At 62.9% G+C, this 14,835-nt stretch carries 16 protein-coding genes; 12 read left to right on the forward strand and 4 right to left on the reverse strand.

Going from position 1 to position 14,835, the window contains the following annotated elements; translation table 11 throughout:
• Positions 1-16 precede the first annotated feature (16 nt).
• Complete coding sequence (locus tag AC56QP_RS33515) at positions 17-916, forward strand: helix-turn-helix transcriptional regulator (protein ID WP_489861649.1); 900 nt, start codon at positions 17-19, stop codon at positions 914-916.
• On the opposite strand, the gene AC56QP_RS33520 is transcribed toward AC56QP_RS33515, so the two are convergent.
• Positions 880-1,500 carry a ParB-like protein gene (locus AC56QP_RS33520; RefSeq protein ID WP_489861648.1) on the reverse strand — a complete coding sequence of 207 codons (621 nt, stop codon included), beginning with the start codon at positions 1,498-1,500 and terminating at the stop codon, positions 880-882. The two genes, AC56QP_RS33515 and AC56QP_RS33520, sit on opposite strands and share 37 nt — an antisense overlap.
• Entirely contained in the window at positions 1,497-3,275 is a 1,779-nt protein-coding gene (locus tag AC56QP_RS33525) for a SulP family inorganic anion transporter (protein ID WP_489861647.1), read from the reverse strand. Before AC56QP_RS33525 ends, AC56QP_RS33520 begins: the two co-directional genes overlap by 4 nt.
• Positions 3,276-3,407: 132 nt before the next feature.
• Between AC56QP_RS33525 and gyrA the strand changes: the two genes are divergently transcribed.
• Complete coding sequence (gene gyrA, locus AC56QP_RS33530; protein ID WP_489861646.1) at positions 3,408-6,212, forward strand: DNA gyrase subunit A; 2,805 nt, start codon at positions 3,408-3,410, stop codon at positions 6,210-6,212.
• A 69-nt stretch (positions 6,213-6,281) separates the two neighbouring features.
• Here the strand turns inward: gyrA and AC56QP_RS33535 are convergent, their stop codons facing one another.
• Entirely contained in the window at positions 6,282-6,434 is a 153-nt protein-coding gene (locus AC56QP_RS33535; RefSeq protein WP_082525247.1) for a hypothetical protein, read from the reverse strand.
• A gap of 194 nt (positions 6,435-6,628) precedes the next feature.
• Between AC56QP_RS33535 and coaD the strand changes: the two genes are divergently transcribed.
• The 7 genes from coaD to tgt all read left to right on the forward strand — a co-directional run bounded on the left by coaD (position 6,629) and on the right by tgt (position 11,206).
• A complete protein-coding gene (coaD, locus tag AC56QP_RS33540; protein WP_489861645.1) occupies positions 6,629-7,129 on the forward strand; it encodes a pantetheine-phosphate adenylyltransferase in 501 nt (166 codons plus the stop codon).
• Positions 7,130-7,239: 110 nt separating this feature from the next.
• Complete coding sequence (locus AC56QP_RS33545; protein ID WP_256750686.1) at positions 7,240-7,734, forward strand: peptidylprolyl isomerase; 495 nt, start codon at positions 7,240-7,242, stop codon at positions 7,732-7,734.
• 27 nt (positions 7,735-7,761) lie between these two features.
• Positions 7,762-8,274 (forward strand): peptidylprolyl isomerase, encoded by a 513-nt coding sequence (locus AC56QP_RS33550; protein ID WP_015317720.1) that lies wholly within the window; start codon positions 7,762-7,764, stop codon positions 8,272-8,274.
• A gap of 12 nt (positions 8,275-8,286) precedes the next feature.
• A complete protein-coding gene (locus AC56QP_RS33555) occupies positions 8,287-8,736 on the forward strand; it encodes a DMT family transporter (protein WP_489861644.1) in 450 nt (149 codons plus the stop codon).
• Positions 8,736-9,824 carry a tRNA preQ1(34) S-adenosylmethionine ribosyltransferase-isomerase QueA gene (gene queA / locus AC56QP_RS33560; RefSeq protein WP_489861643.1) on the forward strand — a complete coding sequence of 363 codons (1,089 nt, stop codon included), beginning with the start codon at positions 8,736-8,738 and terminating at the stop codon, positions 9,822-9,824. Before AC56QP_RS33555 ends, queA begins: the two co-directional genes overlap by 1 nt.
• Positions 9,814-10,083, forward strand: coding sequence for a hypothetical protein (locus tag AC56QP_RS33565; RefSeq protein ID WP_489861642.1), 270 nt, complete (start codon positions 9,814-9,816; stop codon positions 10,081-10,083). The genes queA and AC56QP_RS33565 overlap by 11 nt, the downstream gene beginning before the upstream one ends.
• A complete protein-coding gene (tgt, locus tag AC56QP_RS33570) occupies positions 10,076-11,206 on the forward strand; it encodes a tRNA guanosine(34) transglycosylase Tgt (RefSeq protein ID WP_489861641.1) in 1,131 nt (376 codons plus the stop codon). Before AC56QP_RS33565 ends, tgt begins: the two co-directional genes overlap by 8 nt.
• 7 nt (positions 11,207-11,213) lie before the next feature.
• Here the strand turns inward: tgt and AC56QP_RS33575 are convergent, their stop codons facing one another.
• Positions 11,214-11,633: a DUF4864 domain-containing protein gene (locus AC56QP_RS33575; RefSeq protein WP_489861640.1), complete on the reverse strand. Its 420-nt coding sequence runs from the start codon at positions 11,631-11,633 to the stop codon at positions 11,214-11,216.
• 395 nt (positions 11,634-12,028) lie between these two features.
• On the opposite strand from AC56QP_RS33575, the gene AC56QP_RS33580 reads away from it, so the two are divergent.
• From AC56QP_RS33580 to AC56QP_RS33590, 3 genes are all read left to right on the forward strand, one after another.
• Positions 12,029-12,265, forward strand: coding sequence for an Lrp/AsnC family transcriptional regulator (locus AC56QP_RS33580; protein ID WP_010909609.1), 237 nt, complete (start codon positions 12,029-12,031; stop codon positions 12,263-12,265).
• A 171-nt stretch (positions 12,266-12,436) separates the two neighbouring features.
• Positions 12,437-13,849 (forward strand): circularly permuted type 2 ATP-grasp protein, encoded by a 1,413-nt coding sequence (locus AC56QP_RS33585; protein ID WP_167364903.1) that lies wholly within the window; start codon positions 12,437-12,439, stop codon positions 13,847-13,849.
• Between the two features lie 21 nt (positions 13,850-13,870).
• Positions 13,871-14,812 (forward strand): alpha-E domain-containing protein, encoded by a 942-nt coding sequence (locus tag AC56QP_RS33590; RefSeq protein WP_489861639.1) that lies wholly within the window; start codon positions 13,871-13,873, stop codon positions 14,810-14,812.
• Positions 14,813-14,835 lie beyond the last annotated feature (23 nt).

Here is a 14,835-nt window from a genome sequence, read left to right on the forward strand (position 1 = left end):
TTGCTATAGTTCGGGCATGACAGCGACCACGCGCACGATCACATCCGGACCCGGCTGGCAGGTGTCGGACGTGGTGTGCACAGCCGGCGCCGGCGACCGGCCGTTCGAGGAAACACATCAGGATTTCTGCGTCGCCGTGGTCACCAGCGGCACGTTCCGTTATCGCGCGCAACAAGGCACGGCGATGCTGGCGCCCGGTTCCCTTCTGCTTGGCAATCCCGGCACATGCTACGAATGCGGGCACGAACATGGCAGCGGTGACCGTTGCCTTTCGTTCCATTTCGGACCGGCCTACATGGAGCGGATCGCCGCGGACGTGCCGGCCGCCAGGAAACTGGCCTTCGAGGCGGCACGCCTGCCGCCCTTGCCGGCTTTCGCACCACTGCTGGCCACGGCGGAAGCCGCGCGAGACATGGCCGACAACGACGCCTTCGAGGAACTTTCCCTGCGCATCGCAGGTGCGTCAGTGACGGCCGCCACCGGTGCCACGCCTGTCAGGCGCGCGCCGAGCCGCCGCGATCAGAAACGGGTCGCCGAAGCGGTACGGCGGATCGAACTGGATGCCGACGGGCCGGTCTCGCTTTCGGCGCTTGCCGAGGAGACGGCGACCAGCCCCTATCATTTCCTGCGGATTTTCCGCCAGGTCGCCGGGATGACGCCCTACCAATTCCTGCTGCGGACGCGGCTGCATCGCGCGGCGGTGCGGCTGCGTATGGCCAACGAGACGGTCTCGGCGATCGCCTTCGAGGCCGGCTTCAACGATCTGTCGACTTTCAACCGTCGTTTTCGGCGCGTCATGGGTGAGACGCCCGGCGACTATCGTACCCGCCGGCCAAGCGGCGCCTTGCCGGCCACATCCGCCGTCGCGGCCTTGCGAGGTCAGTCCGACGTCGGGCCGCACCAGCCCGGCAGGTAGTCCGCGTCCTTGCCCTTGGCCAGCATCAGTGCTTCCTTCATCGCCTTGTCGAAGTTTTTCGCCACGCCGTCCGGGTCGATGCGACGGCGCAGGAAATCCGCCCACAGGAATTCGCTGAACGGCGTCGTGTCCTTGGCGAAGCCGCCTTGCCGGCGCAGTTCACCCGCCATGCTTCGGTAGGGATCGTCGACCAGTTCAGCCATGGTTTTCGGAATGGCGCCGTAGTCGCGCCGCCGACCGGTTTCGTCGAACGGATGCATCCAGCCGCGATTGTCGAGCACAACGAAAAAGGCATCCTTGTCGAGCGCCGACAGGTCGCTGGTCACCGTGACGAAAACATCCTTGATGCCTTCCTCGAGCAGGGCGCGGGCGAGATGGTGGTGATCGGTGACGTAGTTGCGCTTCTTTGGCCCCAGCACGACGGGGACCATGTGCCTGCCGAGAAAAGTGCCGGTCTTCCTGGCACTCTGCGCGCGGATCATCTGGCGTTTCAAGGCCACTTCCCGCATGCCGACGGTGATCTGCGTCGGCCGCAGATCCCTGACGGCGACGGGGTTCAGCAGAGGCTCTCTTTGGATGGTCATGTCCGGCTCTCCTGTTTCGACGACTGCTGACCGGAATGCAGCGCCTTCACGGCGGCGTCGACGCTGTGGAATATCCGTTGTGGGCCGACGAGGTCGATGATGCCAAACCGCGCCAGCGCCGCCTGGGCGCGCAGCGACTCCATCCTGGCAATGGCGAAGATCGCGCCCGCCTTGCGACAATGCGTTATGGTTTCGATCAGTGCCTGCGCGGCGGTATAGTCGATTTCAACGATGCTGCTGGCCTCCAGGACGACGAGTTTGACGCGTCCATTGCCGGCGTCGACCAGATCACATAAGCCGCGTTTGAAGCGATCGGCATTGACGAAGGACAGAGGTGCCTGAAACGCGGCGACCAGCACGCCGGGCAGCCGTTCGCCGGCATTTCCGACGGTCGGCGGCCACCAGACCGACGTGCCGGGAACCTGCTCCAGTTCGATGGGCTGCGTGCGCGTCGCGCTCCACACCCCATGCAGCAGCGAAAGGCCGATGCCGATCGCCACACCGATCTGTATGGGCAGCACGACGATAGCCGCCATGGTGATGAGGATCAGGAGGAATTCGAGCGGCGCCTGCCGGTAGACCTTGGCGAACACCTGCCAGCGCAGGATGCGCCGAGCCACGAACAACAGCACGCCTGCCAGGGCCGCCTGCGGGACGTTGGCCAGCAACCCGCCGCCGAATGCGCCGAGCGCCAGCACGATTGCGGCGGCGAAGAGGCCTGTCAGTTGCGAATGGCCGCCGGTCTGGGCGGCGATGGCCGTGCGCGGCGGGCTGGCATTGACCGGAAAGCCGGCGAACAGTCCCGACGCGATGCTGCCGGCGCCAACGCCGACAAAATCGCGGTTGACGTCCGGGGCCTCGCCCTGTTGCGGGACGAAAGAGCGGGCGGTGGCCGCCGTCTGCACCATGACGACGATGGCAATCAGCAGCGCCAGCGGAACCAGCGCCTGGATGTCGTCGAGGCGGACCAGCGGCAAGCCGGCACGCGGCAGGCCGTTCGGCAGGGCGCCGAGCACGGCGACGCCGCGATCCGAGAGACCAAAGGCGACGACGGCCAGCGTCGCCAGCACGAGGCCGATCAGCGCGCCGGGGATACGGGCGCTGACGCGCTCGGCGAGGAAGACGATGGCGAATACGCCAAGGCCCAATGCCAGGCTATAGGGGTTGGTGAGATGAAGGTTGGCGGCGATCTCACCGACGCGCCGCAAGGCTTCGCCGTTTTCGGCGGGCAAGCCAAGCAACTCCGGCAGTTGCGAGATGATGATGTGGATGGCGATGCCGGCCAGAAAGCCGGTCGTGACCGGCACCGACAAGAGGTCGGCGATCCAGCCGAGGCGCAAGCCCCCGCAAAGAATGACGACCAGCCCGACCATCACCGCCAGTGTCGCGGCAAGCGCAAGATACTGGGGCGAGCCGCTGGCGGCAAGCAAGGCAAGACCGCCCGCGAACAGCGGCGTTATGGTCGAATCCGCGCCGGCCGAAAGGTAACGACTGGCGCCGAACACCGCAAAGGCCAGCGATCCGGCGACGAAGACGAAAAAACCGATCTCGGGTGCGAAGCCGCCCAGACGAGCCGTGGCCATCTGCTCGGGAATGGCAATCGCGGCCAATGTGAAACCCGCGACCAGATCACCATTGAGATATTTCGGCGTCCACCCACTCAGCGAGCGGAACGGCAGCCACGAGGTCCAGTTCGTCACGCTTGTGGTCCTCGCTCGAGAAACACGCTCCACCTTGGCCTTTGCTTCGGTGGTCGCGAAAAGCACCTCGGCCATATCGTCGCAATTAGTGGTATCCTTTTGAAATTACCACTAAAAATGACACTGGAAAAGTGCTGCGAACATTGGAGTTTCGGGCTTGCTTCCTATATAAGCGTCAAGTGATTCCTGATTAGATTGTGATCCGATTTGACCGACCAGAAGACACCGCGCGGCGCCGACGGCGGCCCCACCGGCATTGAGCCGATATCCATCGTCGAGGAGATGCAGCGCTCTTATCTCGATTACGCCATGAGCGTGATCGTCAGCCGTGCGCTCCCCGATGTGCGCGACGGCCTGAAACCGGTGCATCGCCGGATCCTCTACGCCGCCCACGAGAGCGGCTATCACTGGAATCGCAAATATGTGAAGTCGGCGCGTCCGGTCGCCGACGTGATGGGTAAATACCATCCGCACGGCGATGCCTCCATCTATGACGCCTTGGTGCGCATGGCGCAGGACTGGTCCCTGCGTGTGCCGCTGATCGACGGGCAGGGCAATTTCGGCTCGATCGACGGCGATCCCCCGGCGGCGATGCGCTACACCGAAGCGCGGCTGACCAAGGTCGCGCATGAGCTGCTCGAGGACATCGACAAGGAAACCGTCGATTTCCAGGACACCTATGATGCCTCCGGCAGCGAACCGAAAGTACTGCCGGCACGTTTCCCCAATCTGCTGGTCAATGGCTCCGGCGGCATCGCCGTCGGTATGGCGACAAACATTCCGCCGCACAATCTCGGCGAAGTCTGCAACGGCGCGATAGCCATCATCGACAATCCGGCGATCGACCTGCCGGCGCTGATGGAGATCATCCCGGGCCCGGATTTTCCGACCGGCGGTATCGTGCTTGGGCGTTCCGGCATCTACAGCGCCTATGCGACCGGCCGAGGCTCGATCGTCATGCGCGGCAAGGTCAACATCGAACAGCGCGGCAACGACCGCGAGTCGATCATCATCACCGAGGTTCCCTATCAGGTGAACAAGTCGTCGATGATCGAGAAGATGGCCGAGCTGGTTCGCGACAAGCGCATCGAGGGCATTTCCGACATTCGCGACGAGAGCGACCGTCAGGGCTACCGCGTCGTCATCGAGCTGAAGCGCGACGCCGTCGCCGACGTCATTCTCAACCAGCTTTACCGCTTCACGCCGCTGCAGACGTCCTTCGGCGCCAACATGGTGGCGCTGAACGGCGGAAAGCCGGAACTGATGACGCTGACCGACATGCTGAAGGCCTTTGTGGCCTTCCGCGAGGAGGTGATCACCCGGCGCACCAAATTCCTGCTGCGCAAGGCGCGTGACCGTGCCCATGTGCTGGTCGGTCTGGCCATCGCCGTCGCCAACATCGACGAGGTCATCAAACTGATCCGCACCGCGCCCGATCCGCAGACGGCGCGCGAACAGTTGATGGAGCGGCGCTGGCCGTCCGGCGATGTCGAATCGCTGATCCTTTTGATCGACGATCCGCGCCATCGTATCAATGAGGACGGCACCTACAATCTGTCCGAGGAGCAGGCGCGCGCCATCCTCGAGCTGCGCCTGCAGCGCCTGACCGCGCTCGGCCGCGATGAAATCGCCGACGAGTTGAACACGATCGGCGCCGAAATCATCGACTATCTCGACATCTTGTCGTCTCGAGCCCGCGTCCAGCAGATCGTCAAGGACGAGCTTGCCGCAGTGCGCGACGAGTTCGGCACGCCACGCCGTACCGAACTCACCGACGGCGGCGCCGACATGGAAGACGAGGACCTGATCCAGCGCGAGGACATGGTCGTGACGGTGAGCCATTCCGGCTACATCAAGCGCGTTCCGTTGTCGCTCTACCGGGCGCAGCGCCGCGGCGGCAAGGGCCGCTCCGGCATGTCGACCAAGGAAGAGGATTTCGTCACCCGGCTGTTCGTCGCCAACACGCACACGCCGGTGCTGTTCTTCTCCTCGCGCGGCATCGTCTACAAGGAGAAGGTCTGGCGGCTGCCGATCGGCAACCCGCAGTCACGCGGCAAGGCGTTGATCAACATGCTGCCGCTGGAGCAAGGCGAGCGTATCACCACCATCATGCCTTTGCCCGAGGACGAGACGAGCTGGGGCGAACTCGACGTGATGTTCGCCACCACGCGCGGCACCGTGCGCCGCAACAAGCTCTCCGACTTCGTCCAGGTCAACCGCAACGGCAAGATCGCCATGAAGCTGGAGGAGGAGGGCGACGAGATTCTCGGCGTCGAGACCTGCACCGACAATGATGACGTGCTTCTGACCGCCAGCTCCGGCCAGTGCATACGCTTTTCGGTCGGCGACGTGCGCGTCTTCCAGAGCCGCAACTCGGTCGGTGTCCGTGGCATAGCCATGGCCGAGACCGACAGGGTGATTTCCATGGCGGTGATCGAGAATGTCGATGCGCCGCCGGCGGAACGCGCTGCCTATCTCAGGCGCGCGGCGGCCGAACGGCGGCTTGCCGCCGGCATCGCTGCCGGCGAAGAGGAAGAGATCGCGCTGACCAACGAAGAGGTCGGCGAGGAGACGGAGCTTTCCGATGAACGCTACGAGTTCCTGAAGGCACATGAGCAATACGTGCTGACGGTGACCGAATATGGCTACGGCAAGCGCTCTTCGTCCTATGACTTCCGACTGACGGGGCGCGGCGGCAAGGGCATTCGTGCCACCGACGTTTCGAAGACGGCCGAGATCGGCAGGCTGGTGGCGACCTTCCCGGTCGGCAATGACGATCAGATCATGCTGGTGTCGGACGGTGGCACCGTCATCCGGGTGCCGGTCAACGGCATCCGTTTCGCCAGCCGCGCCACCAAGGGCGTGACCATCTTCAACACCGCTGAAGGCGAAAAGGTGGTTTCGGTCGAGCGGATATCGGAACCGCAATCGGACGAGGAAACCGAAGAGAGTGTCGAGGGCGGTGCCGTGACAGATCCGGTTGCGGACACAGGCCCGGACGGCGCCGAGTGAAGTCCGGCGGCGGATTTTGACATAGCAACGCCGGCCCATCGGCCGGCGCGGCAGCACGTTCAGGCGATATCAGTAGTGACGGTACGGCTTGCGGGGGCCGAAGCCTTCGAATCGCTTGGTATTGGCCTTGACGCGGACGCGTTGAGCCTCCTGATGCAGCCCGAATACGGTGGCGATCAGCATGGCGACGGTCATTGCGGTGGCGAGCATGTAGATCAGCATGTGCGTGTTCTCCTGCGCCTGATAACGAATAGATGGGACTTTGGTTTCATCTTATTAAGGTGCAACCTAGTGAACGCTGCGTGAAGGCTTCGTGATCAGCGTGTTCATCTGTCGTTCATGTGCCGGAAAAGGTTCACGGCCGGCGCGCCAATCGGATTTGCCTTTGCGAGAGAGGCTCGCTAGAAGCACCAGCCATGATCGAACGCATCGCCCTCTATGCCGGCTCCTTCGACCCGTTGACCAACGGCCATCTCGACGTGCTGAAGGCGTCGCTGGCCGTGGCCGACATCGTTTACGCGGCGATCGGCATCCATCCCGGCAAGACACCGCTGTTTTCCTTCGAGGAACGGGTGAGGCTGATCGAGACGGCGGCCAATGCGGAATTCGGCCACGACGGCGCCCGGATCAAGGTTGTCGCCTTCGACGGGCTGGTCATCGATGCCGCCAGGAAGCAGGGCGCCTCGATCATGATCCGCGGCCTGCGCGACGGCACCGACCTCGACTATGAGATGCAGATGGCCGGCATGAACGAGACCATGGCGCCTGAGCTGCAGACGGTTTTTCTGCCCGCCAGTCCGTCCGTGCGCACCATTACCGCCACACTTGTCCGCCAGATTGCCTCGATGGGAGGCGATATTCGCCCCTTCGTGCCGGTGGCGGTTGCCGGTGCGCTCACCGCCAAATTCGCAAAATAAGTTTCTCGGAGAAGACCATGCAGCTGAAAAAGCTCGCCTCGTTCCTCGTTGTGCTTGCCGGTCTCGTGACCGCATCGGTTTCGGCTTTCGCCGCCGATCCGGAAAACACCATGATCATCACCCTGAAGGACGGCGACGTCACCATTGCGCTGAGGCCCGACCTCGCGCCCAAGCATGTCGCCCAGATCAAGAAGCTGGTGCGCCAGGGCGCCTATGACAATGTCGCCTTCCACCGCGTCATCGACGGCTTCATGGCACAGACCGGTGACGTCAAGTTCGGCAACATGAAGAAGGGCTTCAGCGCCGAGGCCGTCGGCACAGGCGGCTCCGATCTGCCCGACCTGCCGGCCGAATTCTCGCAGACCGAGCACTACAAGCGTGGCGTGGTCGGCATGGCCCGCTCGCAGGACCCCAACTCCGCCAATTCGCAGTTCTTCATCATGTTCGCGCCGGCGCCGCCGCTCGATGGCCAGTACACCATCGTCGGCAATGTCGTCAGCGGCATGGAACTGGTGGACCATATCAAGAAGGGCGACGAAGCGGACAACGGTACGGTCACAGACCCCGACCGGATGATCAAAGTGCGTATCGCCGCCGACAAATAAATCTGTTTTCTCAAAAGGATATCTGACATGGCCGAAATCAAGGACCGCGAGAACGCGCTCATCATGGAAACGACCAAGGGCAAGGTCGTCATTGAACTTTTCCCCGACCTGGCGCCCGGCCACGTTGCCCGCATCAAGGAACTGGCCCGCGAAGGCGCCTATGACGGCGTGGTCTTCCACCGCGTCATCGAAGGCTTCATGGCGCAGACCGGCGACGTCAAGTTCGGCAATTCCAGCAAGCCCTCCTTCGCGCCGTCGCGCGCCGGCATGGGCGGCTCCGAAAAGCCGGACCTGAAGGCCGAATTCTCCAACGCCAACCATGGCCGCGGCACCTGCTCGATGGCCCGTTCGCAGAACCCGAACTCGGCCAACTCGCAGTTCTTCATCTGCTTCGACGATGCCGCCTTCCTCAATCGCCAGTACACGGTCTGGGGCCAGGTCATCGAAGGCATGGACAATGTCGACAAGATCAAGCGCGGCGAGCCGGTGCAGGATCCCGACAAGATCGTGTCGCTGAAGGTCGCGGCCGACGTCAAGTAAGGCGAAACGACAATGATGGGCGTCGTCTGGTCGCTTCTCGGCATCCTGTCCGGCGCCTTCATCGCCATACAGGCGCCGACCAATTCGCAGCTGGCGCGCGGCCTGGGACTTCCGGTTGCGGCGGCGGCGTTTTCGTTCCTGTCGGGCGCGGTCGTGCTCGGCATCATTTCCGTCGCGGTGGTGAAGCTGCAAGGCATCTCACTCGACTGGAAGGCGCCGGCACCATGGCTGTTCGTGGCCGGCGGCATGCTCGGCGGCTTCTATGTCACGCTGTCGACGATCCTGACGCCCCGCATCGGTGCCGCCGCCCTGATGGCGTTTCTCGTAGCCGGCCAGTTGCTGGCCGGCATGCTCATCGACCGTGTCGGCTTCCTGGGCGTCGCGGTGCGTGAGATCTCGCTCGGCCGCGTCGCTGGCGCGGTGCTGCTCTTGGCCGGAGCGCTGCTCGTCCGGCTCTACTGATGCGCGTCGATCTCTTTGACTTTGATCTGCCGGAGGAGCGCATCGCGCTACGCCCGGCAGAGCCGCGCGATCGCGCCAGGATGCTGGTGGTCAAGCCCGGCGAGGGGCTCGATGACCGGGCGGTTGGCGATTTGCCTTCCTTGCTCCGAACCGGCGATGTGCTGGTTTTCAACGACACCAAGGTCATTCCGGCGCAGCTAAAAGGCTTCAGACGGCGCGGCGAAGCGTTGGCGCAAGTCGAAGCCACGCTGCACATGCGCATGGCTCCGGACCGCTGGCTGGCCTTCATGCGGCCGGGCAAGCGCATTGCCGCCGGCGATCGCATCCATTTCGGCCATGACGGCAATTCCTGTTTCCTCGGCCAGCTCGATGCCACGGTGATCGAGAAAGGCGAGGGTGGCGAGGCGCTGCTTGGCTTCGATCTGTCGGGGCCCTTCCTGGACGAGGCGCTGCATACGGTCGGCCACATTCCGCTGCCGCCGTATATCGCCTCGAAGCGCGACGATGACGAGCGTGATCGGGCCGACTACCAGACCATCTATGCCAGGGAAGAAGGCGCCGTCGCGGCGCCCACGGCGGGCCTGCATTTCACGCCCGAGCTGTTTGCCGCGCTCGACGCCAAGGGTATCGAGCGCCGCTTCGTCACCTTGCATGTCGGCGCCGGTACGTTCCTCCCGGTGAAGGCGGACGATACCGCCGACCACAAGATGCATGCAGAGACCGGTTCGGTCAGCGAGGCCACCGCCGACGCGCTGAACGCGGCCAGGGCGAGGGGCGGGCGCATCATCGCTGTAGGCACGACCTCGCTGCGCCTGCTGGAGAGTGCCGCGCGTGAGGACGGCGCTCTGGCTGCCTGGTCCGGCCCGACCGACATCTTCATCACGCCCGGCTACCGCTTTCGCACCGCCGATATGCTGATGACCAATTTCCATCTGCCGCGCTCGACGCTGTTCATGCTGGTCTCCGCCTTCAGCGGCCTCGACACGATGCGCGCGGCCTATGCGCATGCCATCCAGAAGCAATACAGATTCTATTCCTATGGCGACGCAAGCCTGCTTTATCGAGCGGAGACGAGCGATGGACGATGATCTCGACGGCCTGGACCGTGACGCACTGATCGCGGAAATCAGGAAATTGCGCGCCGGCATTCGCCAGCATCGTGATGCCACAGGGCATGATCTGTGCTGGCATCATCCCGATCTGTGGAATCTTCTGCCGGAAAAGACCGAGCCGGCGATCGCCGTGCCGCCGTGGCCAAAATTCATGCGGGGCTGCATCCGCTACCGCCAGTCGCTCGACGAACAGGCTCCGGGCGCGCCGCTACATGACAAGGAATTCAATGGCTAAGCCGTTCACCTTCAAGGTTCTGGCGACTGACGGCAAGGCACGGCGCGGTGTGATCGACATGCCGCGCGGCGAGATCCGCACGCCGGCCTTCATGCCGGTCGGCACCGGCGGCACGGTCAAGGCGATGTACATGGACCAGGTGCGTGGCGTTGGCGCCGACATCATCCTTGGCAACACCTACCATCTGATGCTGCGGCCCGGCGCCGAGCGTGTGGCGCGGCTCGGCGGCTTGCATGAATTTGCCCGCTGGCCGCATCCCATCCTGACCGATAGCGGCGGCTTCCAGGTGATGTCGCTGTCGAAACTGCGAAAACTAACCGAGAAGGGCGTCACCTTCCGCTCGCATATCGACGGCGCGGCCTATGAAATGTCGCCGGAGCGCTCGATCGAGATCCAGGGGCTGCTCGATTCCGATATCCAGATGCAGCTCGACGAATGCACGGCGCTGCCGGCCGAGATGAAGGAGATCGAGCGCGCGATGGAGCTTTCGCTGCGCTGGGCCGAGCGCTGCAAGACGGCATTTGGCGACCAGCCGGGCAAGGCAATGTTCGGCATCGTGCAAGGCGGCGACAACGCAGCACTCAGAGTGCGGTCGGCACAGGCGCTGAGCGCGATGGAGCTCAAGGGCTATGCCGTTGGTGGCCTGGCCGTCGGCGAGCCGCAGGCCGTGATGCTCGAGATGCTCGACATCACCTGTCCCGAACTGCCGGCGGACAAGCCACGCTATCTGATGGGTGTCGGCACACCGGACGATATCCTGAAATCGGTGGCGCGCGGCATCGACATGTTCGATTGCGTTATGCCGACACGGGCCGGCCGGCATGGCCTGGCCTACACCAGGCGCGGCAAGGTCAATCTGCGCAACGCCCGCCATGCCGACGATCCGCGCCCGCTCGACGAGGAAAGCGACTGCCCCGCCGCCCGGGATTACTCGCGCGCCTATCTGCACCATCTTGTGCGCTCGCAAGAGGCGCTGGGCGCCATGCTGCTCACTTGGAACAATCTTTCCTATTATCAAAAGCTGATGCAGGACATCCGCGCCGCGATCGAGATCGGCTCCTTCGAGACGCGCTCGGCCGAGATCACCGAAGGCTGGGCGAGGGGCGATATTCCACTGGTGTAACCAGCGCTCAGGTGCTGAGTGAATTCGAAGCGCGCAGGCTGCAGCCAGTGATCTGGAACGTGCCGTCTGGCTGTTGCTGCAGCGTGTACACCGCCTCGTAGTCCTTGCCGTCCGGCCCAACGATCAGCACCTGTTGGACGATCGAACCCGGGCTCGTCTCCTCGACCTTGCCGAAGGAATAGGTCTGTGGCTTGCGCACCGGCGGGTAGCCGTTGGTCACCATGTTCATGAAGGTGTCGACGGTCGGGAAAATCTGTTTCACGTTGGGCGCCGCGTAACTGTAGGCAGTGGCGCCGTCATTGGCGACGAACGCTTTCAACTGACCGTCGATGGCTGCCTGCGCCGCCTTGACCTCAGCATCGCCGGCGAAGGCCGACGAGGCCAGGATGAACGGAACGAACGCGAATGCAAAAAACATGCGGCGCATGGCCTGTCTCCGTTGCCCTCGAAAAGCTGCCTCCAGAAAATCTGTTCCAGGAGGCATCCTAACATACGCTTGGCGGCGCTTCACGGTTTCAGCAACGGCGAATATTCGCCTCGTCTCGGCGCATTTCCCAGGGTTGCGGTTCCATAAGGCGGGTCGCTCGTCGTGGTCTGGGGCGAGAGCGTGCGAGCCATGAGACGAAGGATGTTCGCACAGCCTGTCGACCGGTGCCTTTTGCTGAAGGGTGTTGCCAGCCTTGCCGTCTTGGCCCTTTTGCCGGCCTGGGCGAAGAATTCTCCGACGGTCACCGCCGGCTGAGTACGGATTCCAGCGCTTGAAAGCCCGCCTCCAGTCTGCCAGAAGGGCCGCTTGGACTTGGAATTTAGCGGGACGAAGCCATGAAGGCGTTTTTCGTGCAGATCAAATGCGAGCTGGGCAAATCCTACGAGGTTGCCAGCGCGCTTGCCGATGCCGAGATCGCCTCGGAAATCTACTCCACCGCCGGCAATTACGATCTGCTTGCCAAATTCTATGTCGACGATGAGGAAGACGTCGGGCATTTCGTCAATGAGAAGGTGCAGATTCTCCCCGGCATCAAGGACACGTTCACGGTCGTCACCTTCCGCGCCTTTTAGCTCCTGAGCACACTTGCCCGGGCACGAGGCAAAGCCTGACCAAGGCCGTATTTCAGCTGCCTCAATTTTAGGCAGGCGCAACTTACTGATCGTCGGGATCTCCCAAATCACCGATTGCGCTTGATTTTCTCCGGCGACGTCAGTGAAATGGCGTCACAGGGGAGTATGCGATTGGCAGCGTTCGACGAAATGCTTCCGGAAGTCTCCGGATTGAGAAGACCGTATTCGGCTTATGATCGCTGGCTGAAGGAGCAGGATCCAGCCAGACTTACCGAGAAGATGCAGGACGCCGAACGCGTCTTCCGCAAGACCGGCATCACCTTCGCCGTCTATGGCGAGCAGGAAGCATCCGAACGGCTGATCCCGTTCGATATCGTTCCGCGCATCATTTCGGGCAATGAATGGCGACGCCTCACGCAAGGCATCGAGCAGCGCGTGCAGGCGCTGAATGCTTTCCTCGACGATATCTACCATCGCCAGGAAATCCTGCGCGCCGGCCGTGTTCCCACGGAGCTGATCGCCAGGAACGAGGCCTTTCTGCCGGAAATGATTGGCGTGCGGCCGCCGGCCGGCGTCTACACCCACATTATCGGCGTCGATATCGTGCGCATCAGCGAGGACGAATTCTACGTGCTGGAGGACAACGCACGCACTCCGTCGGGCGTCTCCTACATGCTGGAAAACCGTGAGACGATGATGCAGCTGTTCCCCGAGCTGTTCCAGAAGATCAAGGTGCGGCCGGTGGAGAACTACCCGCAGCTTCTGCGCCAATCGCTGGCGGCGGTGCGCCCGCAAGGCACCAAGGGTGCGCCGACCATCGCCGTGCTGACGCCCGGCAGCTACAATTCCGCCTATTTCGAACACGCCTTCCTTGCCGACCAGATGGGCGTTCAACTGGTCGAGGGCCAGGATTTGCGCGTCGTCGACGGCCACGTCGCGATGCGCACCACCGAAGGCTACAAGCAGATCGACGTGCTCTATCGTCGCGTCGACGATTCTTTCCTCGATCCGCTGACCTTCCGGCCAGATTCGGCGCTTGGCGTACCCGGCATCATGGATGTCTACCGGGCCGGCAACATCACCATCGCCAACGCACCGGGCACCGGCATCGCCGACGACAAGGCGATCTATTCCTACATGCCCGAGATCGTCGAGTTCTACACCGGCCGCAAGGCGATCCTCGGCAACATCCCGACCTGGCGCTGTTCCGAGCCCGACAGTCTGAAATACGTGCTCGAGCACATCCACGAGTTGGTGATCAAGGAAGTGCACGGCTCCGGCGGCTACGGCATGCTGGTCGGTCCGGCGGCGACCAAGAAGGAGTGCGAGGCTTTTGCAAAGAAACTCCAGGCAAAACCCTCGAACTACATCGCCCAGCCGACACTGGCGCTGTCGACCTGCCCGATCCTGACCGACAAGGGGCTGGCGCCGCGCCATGTCGATCTCAGGCCTTACGTGCTGGTCTCCGACCGCATCCAGATCGTGCCGGGCGGGCTGACGCGCGTCGCGCTCAAGGAAGGCTCGCTAGTCGTCAATTCCTCGCAAGGCGGCGGCACCAAGGACACATGGGTGCTGGATGACTGATTTTCATTTGAAGGATTTTGGATGCTTTTAGGCCGGACCGCCAACGGACTCTACTGGATGAACCGTTATATCGAGCGGGCCGAAAACATGGCGCGCCTGGTTGATGCCGGCTTGCGCATGGCGCTGACCCGCACGCAAAGCGCCTCGGAGGAATGGAACTCGGTGCTGCTCAGCGCCGGCTCCGACGCCGCCTTCACGCAGAAATACCAGGATTATACCGCCGCCAACGTCGCCGACTTCCTGCTGCGCGATACGTCGAACCCATCGAGCACGATGGCGGCGATCGAGACAGCCCGAAACAATGCCCGCATGGTGCGCACCGCGCTGACGCGCGAAACCTGGGAAAGCATCAACGAAGCCTGGATGGCGCTGAAACGGATGCTGGCCAAGCCTATCGACGAGCGCGACCTGCCCAGCGTGCTCGACGCGATCAAGCGCGAGACGGCGCTGATCCGCGGTTCGTTCTACGGCACCATGCTGCGCAACGAGATCTTCGACTTCTCGCAGCTCGGCACCTATGTCGAGCGCGCAGACAACACGGCACGCATTCTCGACGTGAAATACTATGTGCTGTTGCCGTCGATCTCCTGGGTTGGCTCGACGCTCGACAACTATCAGTGGGAATCGATCTTGCGCTCAGTATCGGCGCACCGCTCCTATCGCTGGGTCTATGACGCCGACTACAAGCCAACCAACATTGCCGACTACCTGATCCTCAATGTCCGCATGCCGCGTTCGCTGACCTTCTGCTATCGCTTCCTGTCCGAACACCTGAAGTTCCTCGGCGACGACTACGGCGAACGTCACGCCTGCCACGCGACCGCCGAGAAGACGCAGGCGATGCTGAGAGCCGGGTCGATCAAGGACATATTCGACGCCGGCCTTCATGAATTCCTGGCCGCCTTCATTCGCGACAACACCAAGCTCGGCAACGAGATCGCGCAAGATTACCGGTTCAATTGAGCATGATCCCGAACCGAAGGACC

Source organism: Mesorhizobium sp. RCAM 05104, from assembly GCF_059683645.1.

Bases quoted from the DNA above. Each gene is read 5' to 3' on its own strand.
- AC56QP_RS33515 (WP_489861649.1), top strand. From the start codon at position 17: ATGACAGCGACCACGCGCACGATCACATCCGGACCCGGCTGGCAGGTG.
- AC56QP_RS33520 (WP_489861648.1), bottom strand. From the start codon at position 1,500: ATGACCATCCAAAGAGAGCCTCTGCTGAACCCCGTCGCCGTCAGGGAT.
- AC56QP_RS33525 (WP_489861647.1), bottom strand. From the start codon at position 3,275: ATGGCCGAGGTGCTTTTCGCGACCACCGAAGCAAAGGCCAAGGTGGAG.
- AC56QP_RS33535 (WP_082525247.1), bottom strand. From the start codon at position 6,434: ATGCTGATCTACATGCTCGCCACCGCAATGACCGTCGCCATGCTGATC.
- coaD (WP_489861645.1), top strand. From the start codon at position 6,629: ATGATCGAACGCATCGCCCTCTATGCCGGCTCCTTCGACCCGTTGACC.
- AC56QP_RS33545 (WP_256750686.1), top strand. From the start codon at position 7,240: ATGATCATCACCCTGAAGGACGGCGACGTCACCATTGCGCTGAGGCCC.
- AC56QP_RS33550 (WP_015317720.1), top strand. From the start codon at position 7,762: ATGGCCGAAATCAAGGACCGCGAGAACGCGCTCATCATGGAAACGACC.
- AC56QP_RS33555 (WP_489861644.1), top strand. From the start codon at position 8,287: ATGATGGGCGTCGTCTGGTCGCTTCTCGGCATCCTGTCCGGCGCCTTC.
- queA (WP_489861643.1), top strand. From the start codon at position 8,736: ATGCGCGTCGATCTCTTTGACTTTGATCTGCCGGAGGAGCGCATCGCG.
- AC56QP_RS33565 (WP_489861642.1), top strand. From the start codon at position 9,814: ATGGACGATGATCTCGACGGCCTGGACCGTGACGCACTGATCGCGGAA.
- tgt (WP_489861641.1), top strand. From the start codon at position 10,076: ATGGCTAAGCCGTTCACCTTCAAGGTTCTGGCGACTGACGGCAAGGCA.
- AC56QP_RS33575 (WP_489861640.1), bottom strand. From the start codon at position 11,633: ATGCGCCGCATGTTTTTTGCATTCGCGTTCGTTCCGTTCATCCTGGCC.
- AC56QP_RS33580 (WP_010909609.1), top strand. From the start codon at position 12,029: ATGAAGGCGTTTTTCGTGCAGATCAAATGCGAGCTGGGCAAATCCTAC.
- AC56QP_RS33590 (WP_489861639.1), top strand. From the start codon at position 13,871: ATGCTTTTAGGCCGGACCGCCAACGGACTCTACTGGATGAACCGTTAT.